General features: G+C 66.5%; 17 protein-coding genes and 1 pseudogene. 9 read left to right on the forward strand and 9 right to left on the reverse strand.

The window, feature by feature from the left end; translation table 11 throughout:
• Nucleotides 1-69: 69 nt before the first annotated feature.
• A complete protein-coding gene (locus ACZYSP_RS28495; RefSeq protein ID WP_093052436.1) occupies nucleotides 70-1,368 on the reverse strand; it encodes an HlyD family secretion protein in 1,299 nt (432 codons plus the stop codon).
• A 540-nt stretch (nucleotides 1,369-1,908) separates the two neighbouring features.
• Nucleotides 1,909-2,658: an SDR family oxidoreductase gene (locus ACZYSP_RS28500; RefSeq protein ID WP_093080428.1), complete on the reverse strand. Its 750-nt coding sequence runs from the start codon at nucleotides 2,656-2,658 to the stop codon at nucleotides 1,909-1,911.
• Between the two features lie 99 nt (nucleotides 2,659-2,757).
• On the opposite strand from ACZYSP_RS28500, the pseudogene ACZYSP_RS28505 reads away from it, so the two are divergent.
• A pseudogene (locus ACZYSP_RS28505) lies at nucleotides 2,758-3,655 on the forward strand (AraC family transcriptional regulator).
• Here ACZYSP_RS28505 and ACZYSP_RS28510 read toward each other — a convergent pair.
• Together ACZYSP_RS28510 and ACZYSP_RS28515 are read right to left on the reverse strand one after the other, a co-directional pair.
• A complete protein-coding gene (locus tag ACZYSP_RS28510) occupies nucleotides 3,637-4,437 on the reverse strand; it encodes a helix-turn-helix transcriptional regulator (protein ID WP_093080422.1) in 801 nt (266 codons plus the stop codon). The pseudogene ACZYSP_RS28505 and the gene ACZYSP_RS28510 sit on opposite strands and share 19 nt — an antisense overlap.
• Nucleotides 4,434-5,228, reverse strand: coding sequence for an acetoacetate decarboxylase family protein (locus ACZYSP_RS28515; RefSeq protein WP_093080419.1), 795 nt, complete (start codon nucleotides 5,226-5,228; stop codon nucleotides 4,434-4,436). The genes ACZYSP_RS28510 and ACZYSP_RS28515 overlap by 4 nt, the downstream gene beginning before the upstream one ends.
• Before the next feature lie 196 nt (nucleotides 5,229-5,424).
• On the opposite strand from ACZYSP_RS28515, the gene ACZYSP_RS28520 reads away from it, so the two are divergent.
• Both ACZYSP_RS28520 and ACZYSP_RS28525 read left to right on the forward strand, forming a co-directional pair.
• A complete protein-coding gene (locus tag ACZYSP_RS28520) occupies nucleotides 5,425-5,808 on the forward strand; it encodes a response regulator (protein WP_093052451.1) in 384 nt (127 codons plus the stop codon).
• 46 nt (nucleotides 5,809-5,854) lie between these two features.
• Complete coding sequence (locus tag ACZYSP_RS28525; protein ID WP_256216938.1) at nucleotides 5,855-7,567, forward strand: hypothetical protein; 1,713 nt, start codon at nucleotides 5,855-5,857, stop codon at nucleotides 7,565-7,567.
• A gap of 15 nt (nucleotides 7,568-7,582) precedes the next feature.
• Here ACZYSP_RS28525 and ACZYSP_RS28530 read toward each other — a convergent pair whose 3' ends face one another.
• On the reverse strand, nucleotides 7,583-8,896 hold the full coding sequence (locus ACZYSP_RS28530; RefSeq protein ID WP_093080414.1) for an MFS transporter: 1,314 nt from the start codon (nucleotides 8,894-8,896) through the stop codon (nucleotides 7,583-7,585).
• Entirely contained in the window at nucleotides 8,893-9,648 is a 756-nt protein-coding gene (locus ACZYSP_RS28535; protein ID WP_256216937.1) for an aldolase, read from the reverse strand. The genes ACZYSP_RS28530 and ACZYSP_RS28535 overlap by 4 nt, the downstream gene beginning before the upstream one ends.
• A gap of 203 nt (nucleotides 9,649-9,851) precedes the next feature.
• On the opposite strand from ACZYSP_RS28535, the gene ACZYSP_RS28540 reads away from it, so the two are divergent.
• From ACZYSP_RS28540 to ACZYSP_RS28555, 4 genes are all read left to right on the forward strand, one after another.
• Nucleotides 9,852-10,850 (forward strand): AraC family transcriptional regulator, encoded by a 999-nt coding sequence (locus ACZYSP_RS28540; RefSeq protein ID WP_093080412.1) that lies wholly within the window; start codon nucleotides 9,852-9,854, stop codon nucleotides 10,848-10,850.
• Nucleotides 10,851-10,913: 63 nt separating this feature from the next.
• Entirely contained in the window at nucleotides 10,914-11,390 is a 477-nt protein-coding gene (locus ACZYSP_RS28545) for a MarR family winged helix-turn-helix transcriptional regulator (RefSeq protein ID WP_093080409.1), read from the forward strand.
• A gap of 288 nt (nucleotides 11,391-11,678) precedes the next feature.
• On the forward strand, nucleotides 11,679-12,506 hold the full coding sequence (locus ACZYSP_RS28550; RefSeq protein WP_093052466.1) for an alpha/beta fold hydrolase: 828 nt from the start codon (nucleotides 11,679-11,681) through the stop codon (nucleotides 12,504-12,506).
• 117 nt (nucleotides 12,507-12,623) lie between these two features.
• Complete coding sequence (locus tag ACZYSP_RS28555; RefSeq protein ID WP_093080407.1) at nucleotides 12,624-14,183, forward strand: cation:proton antiporter; 1,560 nt, start codon at nucleotides 12,624-12,626, stop codon at nucleotides 14,181-14,183.
• 10 nt (nucleotides 14,184-14,193) lie between these two features.
• Here the strand turns inward: ACZYSP_RS28555 and ilvB are convergent, their stop codons facing one another.
• Entirely contained in the window at nucleotides 14,194-15,975 is a 1,782-nt protein-coding gene (gene ilvB / locus ACZYSP_RS28560; protein ID WP_093080404.1) for a biosynthetic-type acetolactate synthase large subunit, read from the reverse strand.
• 65 nt (nucleotides 15,976-16,040) lie between these two features.
• Here ilvB and ACZYSP_RS28565 point away from each other — a divergent pair, with 65 nt between their 5' ends.
• A complete protein-coding gene (locus ACZYSP_RS28565) occupies nucleotides 16,041-16,535 on the forward strand; it encodes an Lrp/AsnC family transcriptional regulator (protein WP_489017884.1) in 495 nt (164 codons plus the stop codon).
• Between the two features lie 18 nt (nucleotides 16,536-16,553).
• Here the strand turns inward: ACZYSP_RS28565 and ACZYSP_RS28570 are convergent, their stop codons facing one another.
• Nucleotides 16,554-17,552, reverse strand: a complete 999-nt coding sequence (locus ACZYSP_RS28570) for an OmpA family protein (protein WP_093080401.1) — start codon at nucleotides 17,550-17,552, stop codon at nucleotides 16,554-16,556.
• A 269-nt stretch (nucleotides 17,553-17,821) separates the two neighbouring features.
• Here ACZYSP_RS28570 and ACZYSP_RS28575 point away from each other — a divergent pair, with 269 nt between their 5' ends.
• Nucleotides 17,822-19,801, forward strand: coding sequence for a sensor histidine kinase (locus ACZYSP_RS28575; RefSeq protein ID WP_093080399.1), 1,980 nt, complete (start codon nucleotides 17,822-17,824; stop codon nucleotides 19,799-19,801).
• A 20-nt stretch (nucleotides 19,802-19,821) separates the two neighbouring features.
• On the opposite strand, the gene ACZYSP_RS28580 is transcribed toward ACZYSP_RS28575, so the two are convergent.
• Nucleotides 19,822-20,715 (reverse strand): LysR family transcriptional regulator, encoded by an 894-nt coding sequence (locus tag ACZYSP_RS28580; RefSeq protein WP_093052481.1) that lies wholly within the window; start codon nucleotides 20,713-20,715, stop codon nucleotides 19,822-19,824.
• Between the last annotated feature and the right edge of the window lie 52 nt (nucleotides 20,716-20,767).

The raw sequence follows: 20,767 nt of genomic DNA on the forward strand, positions 1-20,767 counted from the left end.
ATCCATGCGCGGGAAAAAACAGAGATCGGCATGTCGTTCTCTTGAAGAAGAAGCGCAACGTGCCCGTGCTCAGGTCTTGAGGCTTGCGGAGACCACCTTGCCCGGCACGCAGAGACTCTGCCTGCGGGATTCGGCCTGTTGCACCCCGCTGTCCTCGATGCGTGCCACGGCATAGATGGAGCCCTGCTCGGCATAGGGGAAGGGCACGCTGTACGTGCTCTGCAGCGCCTCGGAAGCCTCGGGCAGCAATTGCTCGACACGTGCAGGCAACGCGGTGCTGTTCTCGCCGATCTTCACGTCGAGCATGGAGCCGATGCTCAACCGCTTGGCCAGCCGCGCGGGAAACACCGCGACGACGCCGATCCGGCTGCAATCGGTGACGCGCACCAGCGAGGCACCGGCAGTGACGTACGCGCCCTCGGGCGCCAGCACGGTGTGCACCAGGCCAGGCTGGGTGGCCGTGACCTGGTACGCGGCGAGCTTCTCGACGCGGCGGCGCTCATCGTCTTCAAGCTGTGTGATCTGCTTGAGCTGCTTGAAGATGGCAGTGCCGTCCTGCTGGGCGCGGTCGATGCTGTTGCGCAATGCTTCGCGCCGGCTCGAGAGCGTCTGGAACAGGTTGCTGCCCCCGGTGCCCACGAAGGCGCCCTGCCCCGCGCTCACCACGGTCTGCGCCTGCCCGGCAAAGGCCTGCTCGGCCACCGCCGCGTTGGCGCGCGCTGTGCTCAGCTGGGCCTCGGCCGCGTTCATCACCTGCTCGCTGATGGCGCCCTCTTTCAGCAATGCCTCGTTGGTGCGGACCTTGTTCTCCTGCTCGGCCACCACGCTGTGCGCCACGTCGCGCTGCCGCTGGGCGATCTGCCATGCGTCCCATGTCTGGGCTAGGGAAGCCTGGCGGTGAACCTGGGCCTCTTGCCCGACGGACCTCATCTCCTGGCTGTCGGCCTTGAACTGATTGCCCAGCTGCGACAGCTGGCTTTGCAAGGCAAGACGCTGCGTTGTCAGCGTGGTGAGGATCTCCTGGCTGACCGTGGGATTGCGCACCGTGGCCACCAGGGAGCCCGGCACCACCGCGTCGCGCGTATGCACCGCCATCTGCGTCACCACGCCGTTGATCGGCGAGGTGACCAGTCCCACGGGCGCCTCCAGGACGGCCCGCGTCGCCTGCGCGGACAGCAGCGGCTGGATCAAGGTCGCGATCATGAGCCACAGCACGAAAGCCAGCAGCGCGTAGGCCGCCAGCTTGGGAACGAATGAACCCCTCTGCCGACTTCGACCGGGCCGCGATCGGGCGCGGCGGTCGATGGTGCCGGCAATGCGCGCCGGGCGACGAAAGAGCAGATACGAAATCGGTTTGGACGCACGCATAGCCACCTCTTGAAACGTCGACGGCGCGCACCGGCAACCGTGCCGGCACATCGCCCATTGATGAAAGGGACTTGACCGAAGAACCCTGTCGAACCACGAGCCCGGAGGCCCGTTTTTTTGATGCTGCAGTGCAATAAAAGTACGTCTAAACCGCAATCCGTTCTGCTTCCGTGAGAAACAAGATGTGCGAACTTCCCATTCAGTTCGGCCGCTGAATCGGGGCAGATTCCTACATTGGTTCTAGAGTGAAGGAGATTGACAACGCAGGGCCGATCCGGCTGACCGGCGCAGTGCGTTGTTCAGGTTCTCAGGAGATTCGAGGGCGGCGCCATTTCGAGCGCCCGGCTTGCGCCGATGCCCACAGGCAGGTCTCAAGATGTGTTCGACAGGCTCACGAACAACAGCTGGTAACGATGCTGCTGTTTTCGGGCGCGTTTATCGATCCGCAGCGTTGCTTGCCTGCCGATTGAAATCGGTGCCGGTGTTGGTTTTTTATTGGCACTCGCGGGCGGGTTGCGCTGCCAACGCGAGCGTCCGATGTCAGGTCAACGCCTCGGCCAGCGCCACGGCGTCTGCGCCGGCGGGAATCCGGATCGGGCACGACGGGTCATTCGCCGCGCGCCATACAGCTTGCGCCACATCCAGCGCGTGCGTGACCGGCCCTGGCGATTGCCCCATTGCCGTGAATACGCCCTGCGCAAACTCGGCGTACGCCTGCGGAATTCCCGCCTGCATCCGGGGCTGTGCGTTCTTGCTGAAGGGAGTCTCGGGAGACCGCCCGGGCAGGACCAGGTTCACCCGCACATTGAACTGCCGGAGTTCAAGCGCGAGCGACTCGCTGAATGCGTTGACCGCCGCCTTGCTCGCGGTGTACACGGAAAGCATCGGGAGCGGCTTCAGCGTGGTGCTCGACGATACATTCACGATGACACCTGCCCTGCGTTGCCTGAACTGAGGCAGCACCGCCTGGGTCAACATCAGCGTGCCCATCGTGTTCGTCTCGAAGATTTCGCGGGCAAGCTCCATCGAGCTGCCTTCGAGAACGCCCAGCAATCCGATGCCTGCGTTGTTGACCAGCACGTCGATTGGCCCCGCGGCCTCCACGGCCTGGCGAATGCTTTCAGGGTCGGTGACGTCGAGCGCGAGCACGCGCAGGCGATCGGAACGGGGCAAAACGTCTTCGCGTGGCGTGCGCATCGTGGCGACGACATTCCAGTCGCGCTCGAGGAAGTACTTGGCGGTCTCGAGGCCGAAGCCGGACGAGCATCCGGTGATCAGAACGGTCTTCAATGGGGACTCCATCAGTGGTTGCAATACCGAGAAGATTAGGCTTCGCAGGCCGGACTTTCTACAATCCATCGTCCGCATTTATCGTTCAATAGTCCGACCATGATCGATCCGCTCACTGAGGTGGTCTCGCTGCTTCAACCGGGTGCCCAGCTCTCCAAGATCGTCAGCGGCGCGGGCTCCTGGACCGTCCGGCGTTCGGAAGCCGGGCGGCCCTTCTACTGCGTGATCGTCGAGGGGTCGTGCCGCCTCGAGGTCGACGGCCAGGAGCCGATCACCCTCCAGGAGAAAGACTTTGTACTGATCCCCTCGGCGCATGGCTTCACGATGTCGAGCCTCGAGGCGCCGACGACATCCGAAGGGATCGATCCGTCGACCGTCTCCTTCCTCGAGGGTGAAACGCGCCATGGCAATCCAGGCGGTCCGCCCGACGTTCGCTTGCTGGTGGGCTATTGCGTCTTCGGCTCGCCGGATGCGGCCCTGCTGGTAACGCTCCTGCCGGAACTCATCCATGTTCGCGACGAGAGCCGGCTGGCTGCCCTCGTGCAATTGGTGGTGGGAGAGTCCCGCGAGCAGCGGCCCGCGCGCGACGTCATCCTGTCGCGCCTTCTCGAAGTGCTTTTCATCGAAGCCCTCCGGTCCACTGCGGGAACTGCGGCATCGCCAGGCCTCGTTCGCGGGCTTGCCGATCCGCGCCTCGCGGTTGCAATCCGGCAGATGCACGAAAGCCCGACCCGGCCCTGGACAGTTGCAGCTGGCGAAAGAGGCGGCCCTCTCGCGCTCGACGTTCTTCGAGCGCTTCAGCCGCACAGTGGGTGTCGCGCCGATGGAATACCTCCTTGCCTGGCGAATGGCCATGGCAAAGAACCTGCTGCGGCGCAAGGAAGCTGGCATTGCCGAAGTTGCGCAGCGCGTGGGGTACAGCTCCGCAAGCACATTCAACGTCGCGTTCACCCGGTATGTCGGGATGCCGCCGGGGCGCTATGTACGTGCCATGTAGTTGCCCGGCGTCACGCCGAAGCAGCGGCGGAACCAGCGCGAGAAATGAGCCTGGTCCGTGAAGCCGCATTGCGCCGCCACGTCGGCCGCCGCGCACCCCTCGCGCAGCAGCGCCTTGGCCCTGCCGATGCGCGCGAGCCGCGCATAGTGCGCCGGCGTCACGCCGACGGCCACGCGGAACAGGCGATGAAAGTGCTCGCGCGACATGCCCAGCCGCCGGGCCAGCGCGCCCGGATCGATGCGGCAGGCATCCTCGGTCGCCAGCGCGTCGCAGACGGCCTCCACGCGCGCGTCGCCCGCATGCCGTTCGACCGCCACCAGTTCGCCGCTGGTCTGCGCTCCAAGAACCTGCTCCAGGAGCCGGCCGACCTGCGCACCGTCTTCCGCCAGCGCTGTGACAGCCAGTGCATCGACCATGGCCGCGTCTTGCCAGACGCTCCGGCGCAGCACACCCCGCTGGCCCTGCGGCCATCCGAAGCGCGCGCCAACCCAGACGTGCGGCACATACAGCATCACCATGCGAAAGCCCTGCGCGCTCACGCCGGCGGTGTGAAGCATGAAGGGCGCCATCAGCACCAGGTCGCCCGCCTGCGCCACCTGCCGCTCGCCGGCGCAGGTGAATTCGCAGCGGCCTTCAAGGATTGCGCCAACGCTCCACTCTGCATGCCAATGCAACTCGAAGCGCGCCTTGGGGTCGGCCGCGAACATCGCCTCGACCTGCGCGCCGTCTTCCATCGGCAGGCCGATCACATGCGAGGCGGGTGAGCTTGTACGCGGGTTCATCCCTCCAAGGGTAGCGCCCCCCGCACCGTGATGCCCATCCAGCCGGCGCTGGCGGTCGTGGCGTCCACAGGTCCGAGCAGCGCCAGCTCTTCGACCGGGTGATCGTGGAACCGCAGCGTCGCACTGCCACCGGCCCAACCCGACTCGACGCGGTCGATGATGTCGGCGCGCAGATAGCGCGGCACAGCCACGCTGCCCGGCTGCGTCAGGTCGGGCCAGCCGATGGCGCCGATGGTCGGTGCCGCCAGAAAACCCAGGCGCCCGGCCTTCTCGCCCGACAGCGTGACCGAAGCGTCGACGAGCCGTCGCTCCTTCACGCTGAGACTCGCGCCCAATTGGCTGCCGGCCGACAACGGCGCAGCCGCCGGATGGATCAGCGGCATGCTGCGCGTGAGCCAGGTCTGGCCGATCTTCTTGGGCCAGCCCTGGAGCCAGCCGCGCAGCAGCGAGATGTCCTGGTCCACGTAGATCAGCGGGCAATAGAAGCACAAGCGCGCATCGCCAACGCCCGGCTTTGCCGCGATTTCGAGCACAACGATGGTCTCGCGGTACTGCGCGTACACGGGGTCGAGCAGCTCGCGGCCATCGTCACCACAGGCCTGCCAGTCGGCGAAGTGGACGCAGCCCTTGCCGGTGGCCGTGCCGAGCTCGGCCGGCACCAGCGCCGCACCAAGCGCGGCATCGAATTCGAAGGCTACGTTGACGAGCCAGCCGGCGTAGTGCCAGGGCGGTGCCTGCACAAGCGCGCTGCGGCCGGAGGATGTGAAAGGAGGCGTAAAAGATTGCGGCATCGGATGTGGACAAGTTCAAGACCGCCGCACGATATGGCCGCATACACCGCCGCGTCTTGTACGCCAGTGATCCCGCTACGACAGATGACGGTGTTGTCCGACTCGCCCCACCCCGTCGGCAGACACAATGACCGCCTCGGCCGAGACAAGCCGAACGAACACAACGAGAAGCTCCCGGCTCCGCACGATGACCCCGATGACCCGTATCTATCTGATTGAAGACAACCCCCTGATCGCCACCACGCTGACCGACGGGCTGCAAGAATTTTCCGAATGCAATGTGATCGGCACCGCCACCACCTCCGGCGCCGCCATCGACTGGCTCAAGAAAAACCCCGAAGGCTGGGACGCGGCCGTCATCGACATCTTCCTGGCCGAAGGCAACGGGCTCACCGTGGCGCAGTACCTGCAGGAGCACAAGTCGCCGGCGCAGCGCACGGTGGTTCTCATGAACTACGCAACCTCCGAGGTGCGCGAAGGCGCGCTGTCCGCGGGCGTGGATGCGGTGTTCGACAAATCACTGCAGCTCGAAGCCTTCTACGACTTCTGCAAGACGCTGAATATCTCGCCGCGCCGTTGAGGCGGCGGTCGCAAGCGGAGCGGCTCATCGCGGCACAATCGCCCGCGTGCCGACCTTCAAACACAGCCTGACTGCCGGCCTCGCGCTGGCGTTCGCCCTTGGTGCCGCGGCCGAGCCGGTGCTACTCGTCACGTCGCCCGCCGTCTTGCAGGCCGCGGAAAAGTCCGGCGCAGGTTTTGCGCACTGGACCGGCGAAGCGCCGGGTAGCGACGGCATCGCCACCAACCAGGCCCTGATGCGCTCGCCCGCCTGGCGCTCCATCGCCGAGCCGCTGAGCGCGAGCCTCTCCAGCCTCCAGCGGCGCGACAGGCAGGCCGGCGTCGGTATCTCCAAATATCCGCACCGGCTGTTCGATGCGCGCTGGCTTGCGAGCCCCGATGCCTTCTTCGAACTGGTGGGCGTCGCCAACCGCATGGACCGGCGGCCCTTCCAGAGCAACGCATGCGGTGAGACGCGGCTGGTGTACCGCCTGGCCTATCGCACCGCCGCGATGCAGTCGCGGCTGCCGATGATGGTCAACGTCGAGCTGCGCGGCGATGCGCCCGATGCCGATGGCAGTTGCGCGAGCACAGCGAAGCGCTGGCAGCCGCCGCAAGCGTCGATGACCGACGAGGCAACGGGCCGTTGGCTGGTGTCGGCCAATGGTCCGCTAGCGCCGCAGCGCCTGGCGCTCGCGCGCATCGCGCAGGTCACGACCAACCTGCAGAGCGTTCGCTGGCCCTCGGCGGTGCGGCCCGATCTGGGCGGCCATGCCGAATACATGCTGCGCGCCTTCCGCTGGAATGCAGGCGCGAAGCGCTTCGACGTTGCACCGCTGGAAAACACACCCGACATCGCGAAGCTCAAGGCCAGCGCCCCTCTGCGCAGGGAACTGCAGCAATGGCTGCAGCAGCCCGCCAATTTGCGCGCGCTGGACGAAGCTACCTTGCAGATTCCCGAGAAATTCCTCGCGACCGAAGCCGTCTCGGTCGCGCCGCGTGGGCTCGAACGGCTGGCGAACCGCCCCTTCGAGCAGCTCTTCGCGCCAGGCGAATGGCAGGCCGTTCAGGGCAGCCGAACGCTGCAATCACCGCAGGCAGTGCTGCGCCGCCTCGACGACCTGAGTTGCGCGGGCTGCCACCAGAGCCGCGCAGTCGCGGGCTTTCACCTGCTCGGAGTAGACCGGCGCGGTGCATCGCGGACCTTCACCACGGGCAACGCGCTGGCGGTGCCGCACTCGCCGCATGTGCAAGACGAACTGGCACGTCGCGGCACCTATGTGCGGGCCTCGCTGTCGACGCCGCGGCCCGATCCGTTCCGCCCGCTGGCCGAGCCCGACGATGCGAACGCCGTGGCCGAGAAGCCGACGGTCGGCGCGCGCTGCGAACCCACCCGCATCACCGCATCCGCCAATCCATGGCTGGACCGTGCCGAGAAGCTGCCGCGCATCTCCTGCGAAGGCATGCTCTCCGTGTGCGAGAAAACCTCGGTCGGCTTTCCGGGCGGCATGTGCTCGGGCCCCTGCGATCCGGGCGACAAGAACGGCACCTGCGGCGGCATCGCGATCCTCAGCGACTTCAACAGCTGCCTCGCCGCGAAGAAGCCCTTCGGCGAATGCCTGGCGAAGCACACGCGGCCCGGCAACCTGCGCAGCTGCTCGGTGCAGCAGCCCTGCCGCGACGACTACATCTGCGCGCAGGCCGAGGGCCAGCCCGAAGGGCGCGGCGCGTGCATACCGCCCTACTTCCTTTTCCAGATGCGGGTGGACGGGCACTCCTGACGACGGTCACTTCGCTCATTCGTTCGCGGTCGGGCGCATCAGCCAGGCAGAGACGGCGGCCACCACACCGAGCACCGCGACATAGATGCCCACCGGCACGATGCTCGAATACTTCGCCACCAGCGTGGCCGCGATGATCGGCGCAAGCCCGCCGCCGATGGCCGCCGCGAACTGGATGCCGATCGAGATGCCCGAATAGCGCAGCTCGGCCGGAAATTGCGCCGCATACAGGTTCGACTGCGGCGCGAACATCAGCGGGTAGTTGATCGACAGTGCCACCACCATGGCCACGGTGTACGCCGTGAGCGATCCGCTGCCAATGGCCTGGAACAGCGGCACCGCCATGACCGCCAGCAGCAGCCCGCCGAACACGTAGAGCCGCCGCGCGCCGACCTTGTCGGCAAGCCAGCCGCTGGCCGGAATGGTGAAGACCATCACGGTCGAGCCGGCGATCAGCGCGTGCAGCGCATCGGAGCGCGAGAAGCCCAGGCGGCTGGTCGCATACGAGATCGAGAACACAAGAATGGTGTAGATCAGCGTCACCTCGGCCAGCTTGCCGCCGATGGTCAGCAGCAAGGGCTTCAGGTGCGCCACCACGACCTCGCGCGCCGGCAGCGCCGCCGTCTTCTGTTGAACCTTGACCTGCATGAACTCGGGCGACTCCTGCACCTTCATGCGGATGAACACGCCCAGCACGATCAGCACCGCGCTCGCAAGAAACGGCAGCCGCCAGCCCCAGCTCAGGAAGCTGGCCTCGGGCAACTGAGTGACCAGCGCGAAGGCGCCTGACGACAGCAGCACGCCGATGGGTGCGCCCATCTGCGGCATGCTGCCGACAAGCGATTTCCATTTGGGCGGCGCATGCTCCACGGCCATCAGCATCGCGCCGCCGAGCTCGCCGCCGAACGACAGGCCCTGCCCGATGCGCAGCAGCACCAGCAGCACCGCGGCCCACAGGCCGATCGATTCGTAGGTCGGCAAAAGGCCTATCAGCACGGTGCAGATACCCATCAGCAGCAGGCTCAGCGTGAGCATCGACTTGCGGCCCAGCCGGTCGCCGTAGTGCCCGAAGATGATGCCGCCCAGCGGCCGGGCGAGCATGCCGCTCGCAAAGGTGCCGAAGGCCGCCAGCGTGCCGACGGTGGGGTCGAAGTTGGGAAAGAAGAGCTTGTTGAACACCAGCGCCGCGGCCGTGCCGTAGGCAAGGAAGTCGAAGGCCTCGATGGCCGTGCCGACCATGGTGGCGGCGCCGATCTTCCACACGCTCTGGTGCTTTCTCTCCACGGTGGTAGCCGCTTGTGCCTGCAATGGCGAGGCGATGCTGTTCATGGCTGCTCCTGCGTGATCTGTCGCGCGAACATCGCGAAACTGGCGTTGACGATGCTGCGCTGCAGAAGGAAGTCGTGCGACTCCTTCGCCAGCACAGGATCCACCAGCTTGAGCCGCCCATAGGCCGACTGCGCGATCAACTGGTTGCGCGCCGCGCGCTCGATGAGCACCGACATGTAGAGAGACTCCTCGATGGTCGCCGTGGCGGCCAGGAAGCCGTGGTTGGCCAGGAGCACGCAGCGCTTCTTGCCCAGGGCTGCGGAGATGATCTCGCCCTCGACGTCGGCAATCGGCAGGCCGGGCCACTCGGGCAGGAACGCGCAGTCGTCGAAGAAAGGCGTGGCGTCCATGTGTGCGATCTGCAGCGGCTCGCCCGTCATCGACAGCGCCGAGACGTACGGCGGGTGCGTGTGGATCACGCAGTTCACGTCGGGCCTGCGCCTGTAGACCCACAGGTGGAAGCGCACCGCGGGGTTGGGCACGCCGCGGCCTTCGAGCACGCGCAGCGAATCGTCGATGCGCATGACCGACTGCGGGCGGATCTCGGCGAAGGCATGCGCGAGAGGTGTCGTCAGGAAGGTGCCGTCGGGCTGGCGCACGGTGACCTGTCCGGCCAGGGTTTCGGAGTGCCCTTCCTTGGCGAGGATGCGGCAGCTGAGCGCGAGCTTTTCGGCCTCGCTCCAGTTGCCGTAGCTGAGGCCGTCGAGAGACGGCGCGGGGGTGTCGTGGGTTCCTGGGCTCGTATCGTTCACGCTGTGGCTCCTTTGCATCGGCGGGGTGCGGCCAATGTAAGAAGCGGTGTGCGGTTTGCTCTTGCGCGTGGGCGCACGCGGGTTGATCCAGCGTGCCAACTAGTGGAAAGTCTTAAGTCCTGCCCAACGGATGGCCGCCTAGACTGCATCCGACTGCACCTGCTTGGCACGAAGCGTGCGGGCCAACGGCAGGAGCCCCACCCATGCACCACGACACAGCAGCATCCGGCCTGAGCTTCGCGCCCTGCTTCCGCCCGTTCTATCCGGGCGACGTGCAGGGCTACTCGAACGCACTCGATTCGCTGGTCTACCCCGGCGAACTGAGCGTGCAGGACAGCAACCCGCGCATGAGCCTCGAAGCCTGCCGCCTCGTGGGTGGCGGGCTGGCCATCAGCTTCGCCTCGACGCCGCTGGCGGTTCGCCATGACACGGCGCTGGCCTCCACCGGAGGTATGGGCGGCACGGGCGACGTGCTCGCGATGATTGCCGTCGAAGGCGAAGGCACCATCGACCAGGGCGGCCGGCGCATGCCCTTCCGCAAGGGCGACATCACCTTCCGCACCACCCGGCTTCCCTCCACCTGCACACTGACCTCGCCCGGCAAGCTGGTGATGCTGCGCTTGCCCTCCGACCGGTTCTTCGGCATCTATGCCGACCTGCACGACCGCTTCGTGCCCTCGATCGCGCAGGCCGACTCGCGCCTGGCCGAGGCCGCCCGCGCGCACATGGGGCATGTGTTTCCCGGTACGGCACAGGCTGCGCCGGCGCTGGCGTATTTTTCGGAGCAGTCGCTCGTCTCGCTGCTGGCCGCGACCTATTGCGAATCGATGGGCGAATCGGTCGCCGAAGACGCGGCCGACGGCAAGCGCCGCGAGCGCGACCGCTGGCAGCGGCTGGTAGCGTTCATCGAGGCGCACCTCGGCGATGCGGAGCTGTCGGTCGATGCGGTCTCGAAGGAGCTTGGCATTTCGAAGCGGCTCACGCACCGCCTGTTCGAGATGCAGCGCACGCAGTACGGCACGTACCTCAAGGTGCGCCGCCTGGAGCGCGCGAAGGACGAACTGCAGAACCGGCGGCTCGACCACCTGAGCGTTTCGGAGATCGCCTATCGCAACGGCTTTGGCGATGCGAGCCATTTCAGCCGCTGCTTCAGGAGCCAGTTCGGAACGCCGCCCGGGGCCTATCGCCGATCGCCGGACTGAAGGGTTCGCGCGGCCGGAGAAATATTGCTTGCCATTAGATCGCATGCGATTTAATATTCGCCCATGCCTGCCAAGCGCTCCACCGCCCAACCCGTCGACGCCCCTGCGAGCAATTCACTGGTATTGGACGAACAGCTCTGCTTCGCCGTCTACTCGACGATGTTGAGCCTCAACAAGGTGTACCGCGGCCTGCTGCGCGACCTGGATCTCACCTACCTGCAATACCTTGTCATGCTGGTGCTGTGGGAAAAGGACGAGATCAACGTCTCCGAAATCTGCACCCGCCTGTCGCTCGAGACCACCACCCTCACCCCGCTGCTCAAGCGGCTCGAAGCCCGCGGACTGATCCAGCGCGTGCGTTCGCCCAGGGACGAGCGCCAGGTCATCGTGTCGCTCACGGCCGGTGGCCGTGCGCTGCGCGCCAAGGCGCAGGGGCTGCCGGGTTGCGTCGCGCAGGCCATGGAGTTGTCTCCCGACCAGATCGGCGCGCTGCGCACCCAGTTGCTGGGTCTGCGCGCCAGCCTCGACAGGAACGCGTGATGCGCTGCCGCTTCGCCGTTCCTGTTTTTTCAGGCCAATTACATCGCATGCGATATTAATTCATACGATACAAAACTCATCTCAACCACGTCACTCAAGGAGCGCACCATGTCCGCAAACAGCAAGAACCCCACCGCCACCCCGACCCGCCGCAGCCTGCTGGTCGGTGGCGCTTCCGTCGCAGCCGGGGCCCTCGTGGGGACCGGCTTTTCCCAGGCGGCGTCCGCCGCCTCCACTTCTGCGCCGAACCAAGGCGCCATCCATCGTTCTTTGAAAGGAACACGCACCATGAGCAACACCATCGTCACCAAGGACGGCACGCAGCTGTATTTCAAGGACTGGGGTTCCGGCCAGCCCGTCGTGTTCAGCCACGGCTGGCCACTGAACTCCGACAGCTGGGAATCGCAGATGCTGTTCCTCGCATCGCAGGGCTATCGCACCGTGGCGCATGACCGCCGCGGCCATGGCCGCTCCAGCCAGCCCTGGAACGGCAACGACATGGACACCTACGCCGACGACCTCGCCACCGTCATCGAGACGCTGGACCTGAAGAACGTGATCCTGGTCGGCTTCTCGACCGGCGGCGGCGAAGTGGCGCGCTACATCGGCCGCCACGGCACCAAGCGGGTGGCCAAGGCTGCGCTGATCTCGGCCGTGCCGCCCCTGATGCTGAAGACCGCCGCCAACCCCGGCGGCCTGCCGATCGAAGTGTTCGACGGCCTGCGCGCCGCGCAACTCGCGAACCGCTCGCAGTTCTACAAGGACGTGCCCTCGGGCCCCTTCTTCGGCTTCAACCGCCCCGGCGCCAAGGTGTCGCAGGGCCTCATCGACTCGTGGTGGGTGCAAGGCATGGCGGGCGGCCACAAGAACACCTACGACTCGATCAAGGCGTTCTCGGAAACCGACTTCACCGAAGACCTGAAGAAGTTCGACGTGCCCACGCTCATCGTTCACGGCGACGACGACCAGATCGTGCCGATCGGCGCTGCCGGCCTGGCCTCGGCCAAGCTGGTGAAGAACAACAAGCTGATCGTCTACCCCGGCGCACCGCACGGCCTGACCGATACGCACAAGGACAAGTTCAACGCCGACCTGCTGGCGTTCGTGAAATCCTGATAGTCCCGACAGCCTGATGAAAAGGGGCCCGCAACCGGGCCCCTTTTCTTTTCATCGGGCGTAGATGGATCCACCTCTTAGTATTCGGGGAAAACAACACCCAGACCGAGGGCCTCGATGGACATCTTCGAAAACGTGCTGGTCATGCTGATCGCCGCCTGCCTGCTGTTGCAGCTCTCGCGGCGCCTCGCACTGCCCTATCCGTCGATGCTGGCGCTGGCCGGCGTGTGCCTGGGCGCGATGCCCTGGGTGCCGCACATCAGCCTCGACCCGCACTTGGCGCTGGCGCTATTCATCGCGCCTGCCCTCCTCGATTCAGCCTTCGACATCTCTCCACGCGAGCTGCGGCGCAACTGGATGCCGCTGATCTCGCTGGTGCTGGTGGCGGTGCTGCTGACCACGGCGGTGGTCGCATGGGCCGGCTGGGCTTTCGCGGGCCTGCCGCTGGCGGCCGCGATCACGCTCGGCGCCATCGTCGCGCCGCCCGACGCTGTGGCCGCGGCTGCGGTGATGCAGCAGTTCCGCATTCCGCGGCGCACGCTTTCGATCATCAACGGCGAGAGCCTGCTCAACGACGCAGTGGCGCTGCTGGTATTCGGCGTGGCGGTGTCGGCAGCCGGCGCCGCGCACGTGTCCATGACGAGTTCGCTGCCGATGCTGCTGGTCGCGGTGCCGGGCGGTGCGCTGGTCGGCTTCGCGTTCGCCAAGCTCAACATCCACTTCGGCTCGCCGCTCTTCGCGGGCACGCGCTCAGCCATCATCTTCCAGTTCGTGATGACCTTCGGCGCGTGGATCGTGGCCGAGCGGCTGCACCTGTCGCCGATCATCTCGGTGGTTGCCTTCGGCATGACGCTGGGGCAGTTCGCGCCAAAGCACCATGCGCCGCGCGACCGCGTGCACTCCTACGCGGTGTGGGGCGCGGTGGTGTTCACGCTCAACGTGCTGGCCTTCTTCCTGATGGGGCTGCAAGCGCGCAGCATCCTCGAAAGGCTGTCAGGACCGCAGCTGGTGCATGCCCTGCAGTTCGCCGGCCTCGTGCTGGTGCTGGTCATCGCGGTGCGGGTGGTCTGGGTGCAGATCTACGGGGCCGCGATGCGCACGTACAAGCTGCGCCTGATCGCCCAGGGGCACGACATTCCGGTGCCGTCCAGGCGCATCGGGTTGCTGGTCGGCTGGTCGGGCATGCGCGGGCTGGTGACGATGGCCACGGCCTTCGCGCTGCCGGCGGATTTTCCGGGGCGCGACCTCATCGTGCTCAGCGCATTCGCAGTCGTGCTGGGCACGCTGGTGATCCAGGGCTTCACCATCGGGCCGCTGATCAGGGCATTGAAGATCGAGCCCGACGCATCGCTCGACAAGGAGGTGTCGCTCGCGCGCACCGCGATGATGGATGCGGCGCTGTCGGCCCTCGAAGCCGAAGAAAGCCGCGAGGCCGACGCCGTGCGCGACGAATACCGCGCGGCGCGCGTGCTGGCGCAAGACGAGCGCCAGCCGCAGGCGAAGACGGCGCACGACCGGCTGCGCGCCGTGGCGATCCGCGCGCAACGGCAGGCGCTCGAAGCACTGCGCCACAGCGGGCAGATCGAGGACGACGCCTACCACCAGCTGGAAGAAGAGATGGACTGGGCCGAGCTCAACGCCATTCCTGCGAACGACGTGCGCCTGCAGAGCGTCTAGAACCCTGCGCTCAGGATTCCTCGTACCACCTGTCCTTCGCCAGCATCACCCGGTGGTGCCCATGCCCCGAGGGCATCATCGGAAAGCAGTTCTCCTGCGCCGCCACCTGCACGTCGAGAAAGAACGGCCCCTGGCTCGCCAGGCATTCGGCCAGCGCGTCTTCCAGCTCGGCCGGGTCCGACACCCGCCGCGCGCCCCAGCCGAAGGCCTTGGCCAGCGCCACGAAATCGGGCAATGCCTCGTTCCAGCTGTGGCTCAGGCGGTTGCCGTGGTTCAGCTCCTGCCATTGCCGCACCATGCCCATGTAGCCGTTGTTGCACAGCACCAGCTTCACCGGCACGCGATGCTGCACGGCAGTGGAGAGCTCCTGGATGTTCATCAGCACCGAGGCATCGCCGCTCACGCACACGGTCAGCGCTTCAGGGTGGCCGATCTGCGCGCCGATGGCGGCGGGCAGGCCATAGCCCATGGTTCCGGCCCCGCCGGAGGTGAGCCAGTGGCGCGGGCTGTCGAAGCGCAGGTACTGCGCGGCCCACATCTGGTGCTGGCCCACGTCGGTCGACACGATGGCATTGCGACCGCCGATGGCGCTCTGCAGCGACGACATCAGCTGCTGCGGCAGGATCGAGTCCTCGCGCGCTTCGAAGGCCAGGCAGTCTTCCGCGCGCCAGCGCTCGATGCGCGCCCACCACGGTGCAAGGCGCTCTGGCGCGAAGCCCTCCGCTGGCAGCAGCGCCAGCAGGCCTTCGAGGATCACCTCGCAGTCGCCCACCATCGGCACGTCCACGCGCACCACCTTGTTGATGCTGCCAGGGTCGATGTCGATGTGGATCTTGCGTGCATGCGGACAGAACTCGTCGAGCTTGCCGGTCACGCGGTCGTCGAAGCGCGCGCCGACGCACACCACGAGGTCGGCCTCGTGCATTGCAAGATTGGCTTCGAGCATGCCGTGCATGCCCAACATGCCGATGAACTTCGGGTCGGACGCGGGGAACGCGCCCAGCCCCATCAGCGTGAGCGTGCACGGTGCGTGCAGCAGGTTCACGAGCTTCGCAAAGGCCCCGCACGCGGCAGGCCCCGAATTGACCAGCCCGCCGCCGCCGTAGATGACGGGCCGGCGCGCGGTCGAGAGCAGGTCGGCGGCGCGCTGCATCATGGCCTTGGGCGGCAGCGCCATGCGGCTCGTGCGCAGGGCCCGCAGCGGCGCTGGCTCGGGGGCCTGGCCCAGGCGGTCGAGCTGGATGTCCTTCGGCACGTCGAGCAGCACTGGCCCAGGGCGGCCGGTGGTAGCGATCTCCAGCGCGCGGCGCACCAGCGAGGGCACGTCGTCGGCCGAGCGCACCTGCCGGTTCCACTTGGTCACCGAACGCGACATGCCCAGCGCATCGCTCTCCTGGAACGCCTGCGTACCGATGACGGCCGTTGCCACCTGCCCGCTGATGCAAAGCACCGGCACCGAATCGCTCATGGCATCGAGCAGCCCGGTGATGGTGTTGCCCACGCCCGGCCCCGAAGTGACCAGCACCACGCCCACGCGGCCGGTGCTGCGCGCATAGCCTTCGGCCGCATGCACGGCCGCCTGCTCGTGGCGCACCAGCACATGGCGCAGCCGCGGCTCGCCGTGCAGCGCGTCGTACAGCGGCAGCGCCGCGCCGCCGGGGTAGCCGAAGATGGTGTCCACGCCACACTCGACCAGCGTGTCGAGCAGGGCTTCGGCGCCGTTGCGAATGCGCGCTGGCGTTTCCGGGTGAAGAGAGAGGGAGGGCGTGAGGGGTAGGTCGAGCAGTCGCATGCCGTCAATTCTTCCGGTTCGGGAGCAAAATATGCTTCTTTCTTTTGGCTCTTTAAGCTCGATTAATGAAAACCAATCGGCAAACACCCGGCGACAACGAAGGATCTTTTGACAAGACCGACCTGGCGATCCTGCGCGTGCTGCTGCTCGACTCGCGCAAGACCCTGCAGGAGATCGGCAACGAGGTCGGCCTGTCGCCCACCAGTTGCTGGACGCGCATCAAGAAGCTCGAAGCCTCTGGCGTCATCAAGCGCTACACGGTCGACGTGGATCCGGCCAAGCTCGGCTATCACGACTCGGTGATCGTGCAGGTCACGCTCGAAAGCCACACCGACGAGACCCTGTACGACTTCGGCCGCGTACTCGCGACCATTCCCGAGATACAGGAGGCCTACCTGGTGTCGGGCGACTACGACTACTACGTCCGCATCGCCGTGCGCGACACGCGCGACTACGAGCGGCTGCTGCGCGAAAAGCTCTACAAGATCCCGGGCATCCGGCACAGCAAGTCGCACTTCGTGCTGCGCGTGCTGAAGGAAACCAGCGTGCCGGTCATTTGAGGGCGCGAGCGAGCTCCTTCATAGGCGGATCAGTTCCACCCGCCGGTTCTTCGCCCGCCCCGCCTCGTTGTCGTTGGGCGCCACCGGCTCTGACGCGCCCGCACCGCGCGTGGTGAAGCGGCGCGGATCCACCCCAGCCTTCACCAGCACCGCGATCACCGCCAGCGCGCGGCGCTTCGACAGGTCGTCGTTGTGCTTCGCCTCGCCCTGCGCATCGGTGTGCCCCACCACCGACAGCTTCAGCGGCGGGTTGCTGCGCATCAGCTTGGTCATCTCGTCGAGCGTGGGCTGCGACTCGGGGCGGATGATGTCCTTGTCCAGGTCGAACAGGATGCCGTAGAGATTGACGCGCCCCGTCTCCGCCAGGCTCTTCTGCATGGCCGTCGCGTCGACGAACACGATCTTGTTGTCTTCCATCGCCTTGCTCTCGACCACGCGCACGAAGGCGTGGTTGCCGACATCGGCGTTGTGTTCGGCCAGCGCGATGCTGGCGTAGACGGTGCCCGTGGGCCCGGCCTTCTTCGCCAGCAGGTAGCGGCCGCTCACCGAAAAATAGTTGCGCGCGTAGTCGCCGCGGCTGCCCAGGCGCGGCCACTCGGGGTCGTCGAAGGCCAGCGCAAAGTCGTAGGGCGTATTGGTGTCCACGCTGCCTGGCCGCGGCTTGTAGCAGGAGGCATTGGCCGTGCCGCAGGTAAAGAGCACCTCGAAGCCCTTGGCCTTCAGGCTGGACTCGTAGTTGCGCTGCACTTCGAGGAGCGAACGGTCCTTCGGCAGCCTGTAGAGGTAGAGCGTCACCTTGCCCTCGACCTTGAGCAGGTCGGGCTTGCCGCCGGCCCAGTTCTGGAACGGCTCCTTGATGAGGCCGACCTCGTCGTAGGCGGCGGCCTTGTAGCCGTCGAGCACCGCGCCCTCGTAGCGGCCAACCAGCGGGTGGTCCTTGGCGGGCTCGGCGGCGCCCGTGGCGAGCGAAAGCAATGCCATGCCGGCGAGGCTGGCCAGGAACGCGAGCGTTTTCATCGGTGCATCGGGCAGAGTGCGGCAAGAGCGGCGACGCGCTCCATGCTAGGGCGCGAGGCCGCCGCTGTGCATTCGACGGACGGCCTATGCCATTCAAGAATTTGCGGCAAGTTGCCTGGTTTGGCCGGAAAGGCTGGGCGAGGACATAATTGCGCCCGCCCGCGTGAGCGGGAGTCTGGGCTCGTCAAAAGATGGCTACAGCACGGTGCCGGCAATCGTCCGGCGCATCCACAGCACGCGAAAAGTGATTTCCGAGGCAGAAGCGATCTATGAGGCTAGGCAGCAAAGGCTGTTGGCGAATCAGCCGGTGGATCGCAAGGCTTTGGCTGGCCCTGCCGCTGGCCTTCCTGTCTTTTGCGTACGCCGATGAACTCCCGGCGGATGCGGTGCCGCAGCACGACGGCCCTGTCCACATCACGCAGGCCGAGTTGCTCTCGGTTTCCGGCACAGGCTATTCCGCACCTCCGCGGCATATCGTGGACGCCGCGCTGCCAACCGATGGCTGGAAGACTGTCAGCCTCCCCCACACAGCCCGGCGCGAACTGGTGCCCAATGCGTCGAGCGGCGAGCGAACCGTCACCGACTGGTACCGCATCGAACTGTCCGGGCTGACGCCGAAGACGCAGCAGCAGCTTCTCTACCTCCCGCGCTGGAAAACCCTGGGCAACATCGCGGTGTACGGCGACGGCGTGCTGCTCTACCAGTCGCATGGCAGCCCCATCCACAACGGCTACAACCATCCGCTCCTGCTGCCGTTGAACGCGACCGCCAATACGCCCGCCCCGGCATCTGTGCTGATTCGCGTCGACCGCCTGCGCAACAGCGGCAGCGGCTTTTCGACCCTGTGGGTGGGCGACGAGGAATCGCTGAGCTGGCGCTACCAGATCCGCCAATTGCTGCAGGTGCAGTTGCCCTTCATGGGCAGCGCCGCGTTCCTGGCGGTTGGCGCATTCGCGTTCGCGGTGTGGCTGTTCAAGAGGCGCGAATCGCTCTACCTGCTGTTCTTTGCCATCTCGGCGCTCGCCTTCCTGCGCACGCTTCACTACTACGCGGGCGGCAGCTTCATCCCGATTTCGGACGACTGGTTCGAATGGATGACAGTGGCCAGCCTGCTCTGGCTGATCGTCCTCATCCACCTGTTCTTGCAGCGCCTTCACCAGCAGCCATCACCCTGGCTGACCCGTGTGTCGGTGACCCTGGCGCTGGCCTGCAATATCGCAACGCTGCCCCATGTGTCGACGGATATCGTCAGTCTCTACCTGTTCACGCCCCTGCTCAACCTGATGGTGCTGCCCGTCGCGGTGACGATCTTTGCGGTGAACCTGCGCAAGGCGCTGCGCGCGCAACTGCCCGAGGGACGACTGGTGGCGGGCTGGACTGTCTTCGCCGTCGCATTCACTTCCTATGACGGGCTTCTGCAGAACAACCTGGTCAGCCCGGAGGCCGTGTACACCTCTCCCTACGCCATCATCAGCCTGTTCTTCGTCTTCTCGTACATCATGTTCCAGCGCTACACAGGCGCGTTCGCCGAAGTGGCCCGGCTGAACAAGGGACTGGCCCAGCGCCTGCAGGCGCGCGAAGCCGAGCTGGAGCAAAGCTACCAGCGGCTGCGCGTGATCGAGAACCAGCACATGCTCAATGCCGAGCGCCGCCGCCTCATGCAGGACATGCACGACGGGCTGGGCTCTTCGCTGATCAGCGCCATCCGCTCGGTGGAGCGAGGCGCCATGAGCGAGGCCGAGATTTCCCGCGTGCTCAAGGGCTGCATGGAAGACCTGAGGCTGGTGATCGACTCCATGGAAAACGTGGAAGCCGACCTGCTGCTCCTGCTGGCAACCATGCGCTTTCGCCTCGCGCCGCGCATCGAGAGCGCCGGCATCACGCTGCAATGGGAAGTGCAACCCGTGCCCTCGCTGCCCTGGCTGGACCCGGACGGCGCGCTGCACATCCTGCGCATCGTGCAGGAATGCGTCGCCAACGTGCTGCGCCACACGCGGGCCACCGTCATCTGCGTGAGCACCGCGACGGTCGATGAAGGCGTGAACGTGGTGATCGAAGACAACGGCGAAGGCTTCGACGTGGAAGAGGCCCTGCGCCGAAGCGGACGGGGGCTGCGCAACCAGCAGCGGCGCGCGCAGGTGATCGGTGGCACGGTGAGCTGGCAGTCCGGCAGCACCGGGACGCGCTTCACGCTGTGGCTGCCGCTGCACCGCAAGGCGGAAACCGACAAGGCCATCAGCGCCTTCTGAGCCCGCCTTCCGAGCCCGGCTCAGAGGCTCGCAACGATCTGCTCGCGCAGCCACTTGTGCGCCGGGTCGCGGTGCCGACGCTCGTGCCAGAGCATCGCCATCTCGTAGCCGGGCACTTCGAGCGGCGCCTCCACCATCCGCAGCCCGGCCGCGCCGCGCGCCAGCCGCTCGGGCAGCATCGCGACCATGTCTGTGCTGGCCAGCACCGACATCATGAAGAGGAAGTGCGGCACCGACAGCGCCACGCGCCGCGTCAAACCCTTTTCGGCCAGCGCCTCGTCCGTTGGCCCGGCGAAGCCTCCGCCGGCGAGCGACACCACCACATGCTCCAGCGCGCAGAACTGCGCGAGCGTCGGCCGGCGCTTCAGGCGCGGATGCCCTGCCCGCCCAGCCAGCACGTAGCGTTCGTGGAAAAGTACCCGCGCATGCAGGCCACGCGGCGCGCCCACGCTGGTGTGAAAGAACAGGTCGACCTCACCGCTCTCCAGCTGCCGCGCCATGCGCGAAGGCACGGCCTCCACCACGGCCAGCCGCGTGTGCGGCGCCGCGGCACGCAGCCCGGCCAGCGCCGGCAGCAGGATGGCCGACTCGGCATAGTCGGCCGCGGCAACGCGCCAGGTGGTGGTCGCCTCGGCCGGATCGAAAGGCCGAGTTGGCGCCACTGCACGGCCCAGCGATTCAAGCGCCTCGCGCAGAGGCTCGCGCAGTTCATCGGCGCGCGCGGTGGGCCGCATGCCGCGCTGCGCGGGCACCAGCAGCGGGTCGTCGAACGCTTCGCGCAGCTTGGCGAGCTGCACGCTCACCGAGGGCTGCGACAGGTTCAACCGCTCGGCCGCACGCGTGACATTGCGCTCGGCCAGCAGCGTGTCGAGCGTGACCAGCAGGTTGAGGTCAAGGCGGCTGAAATTGTTCATGGCAATTCCTGGAATTCAGACTATTCATTTCCAATATATCGCTACGAAGCCT

The organism is Variovorax sp. F042 (assembly GCF_057814215.1).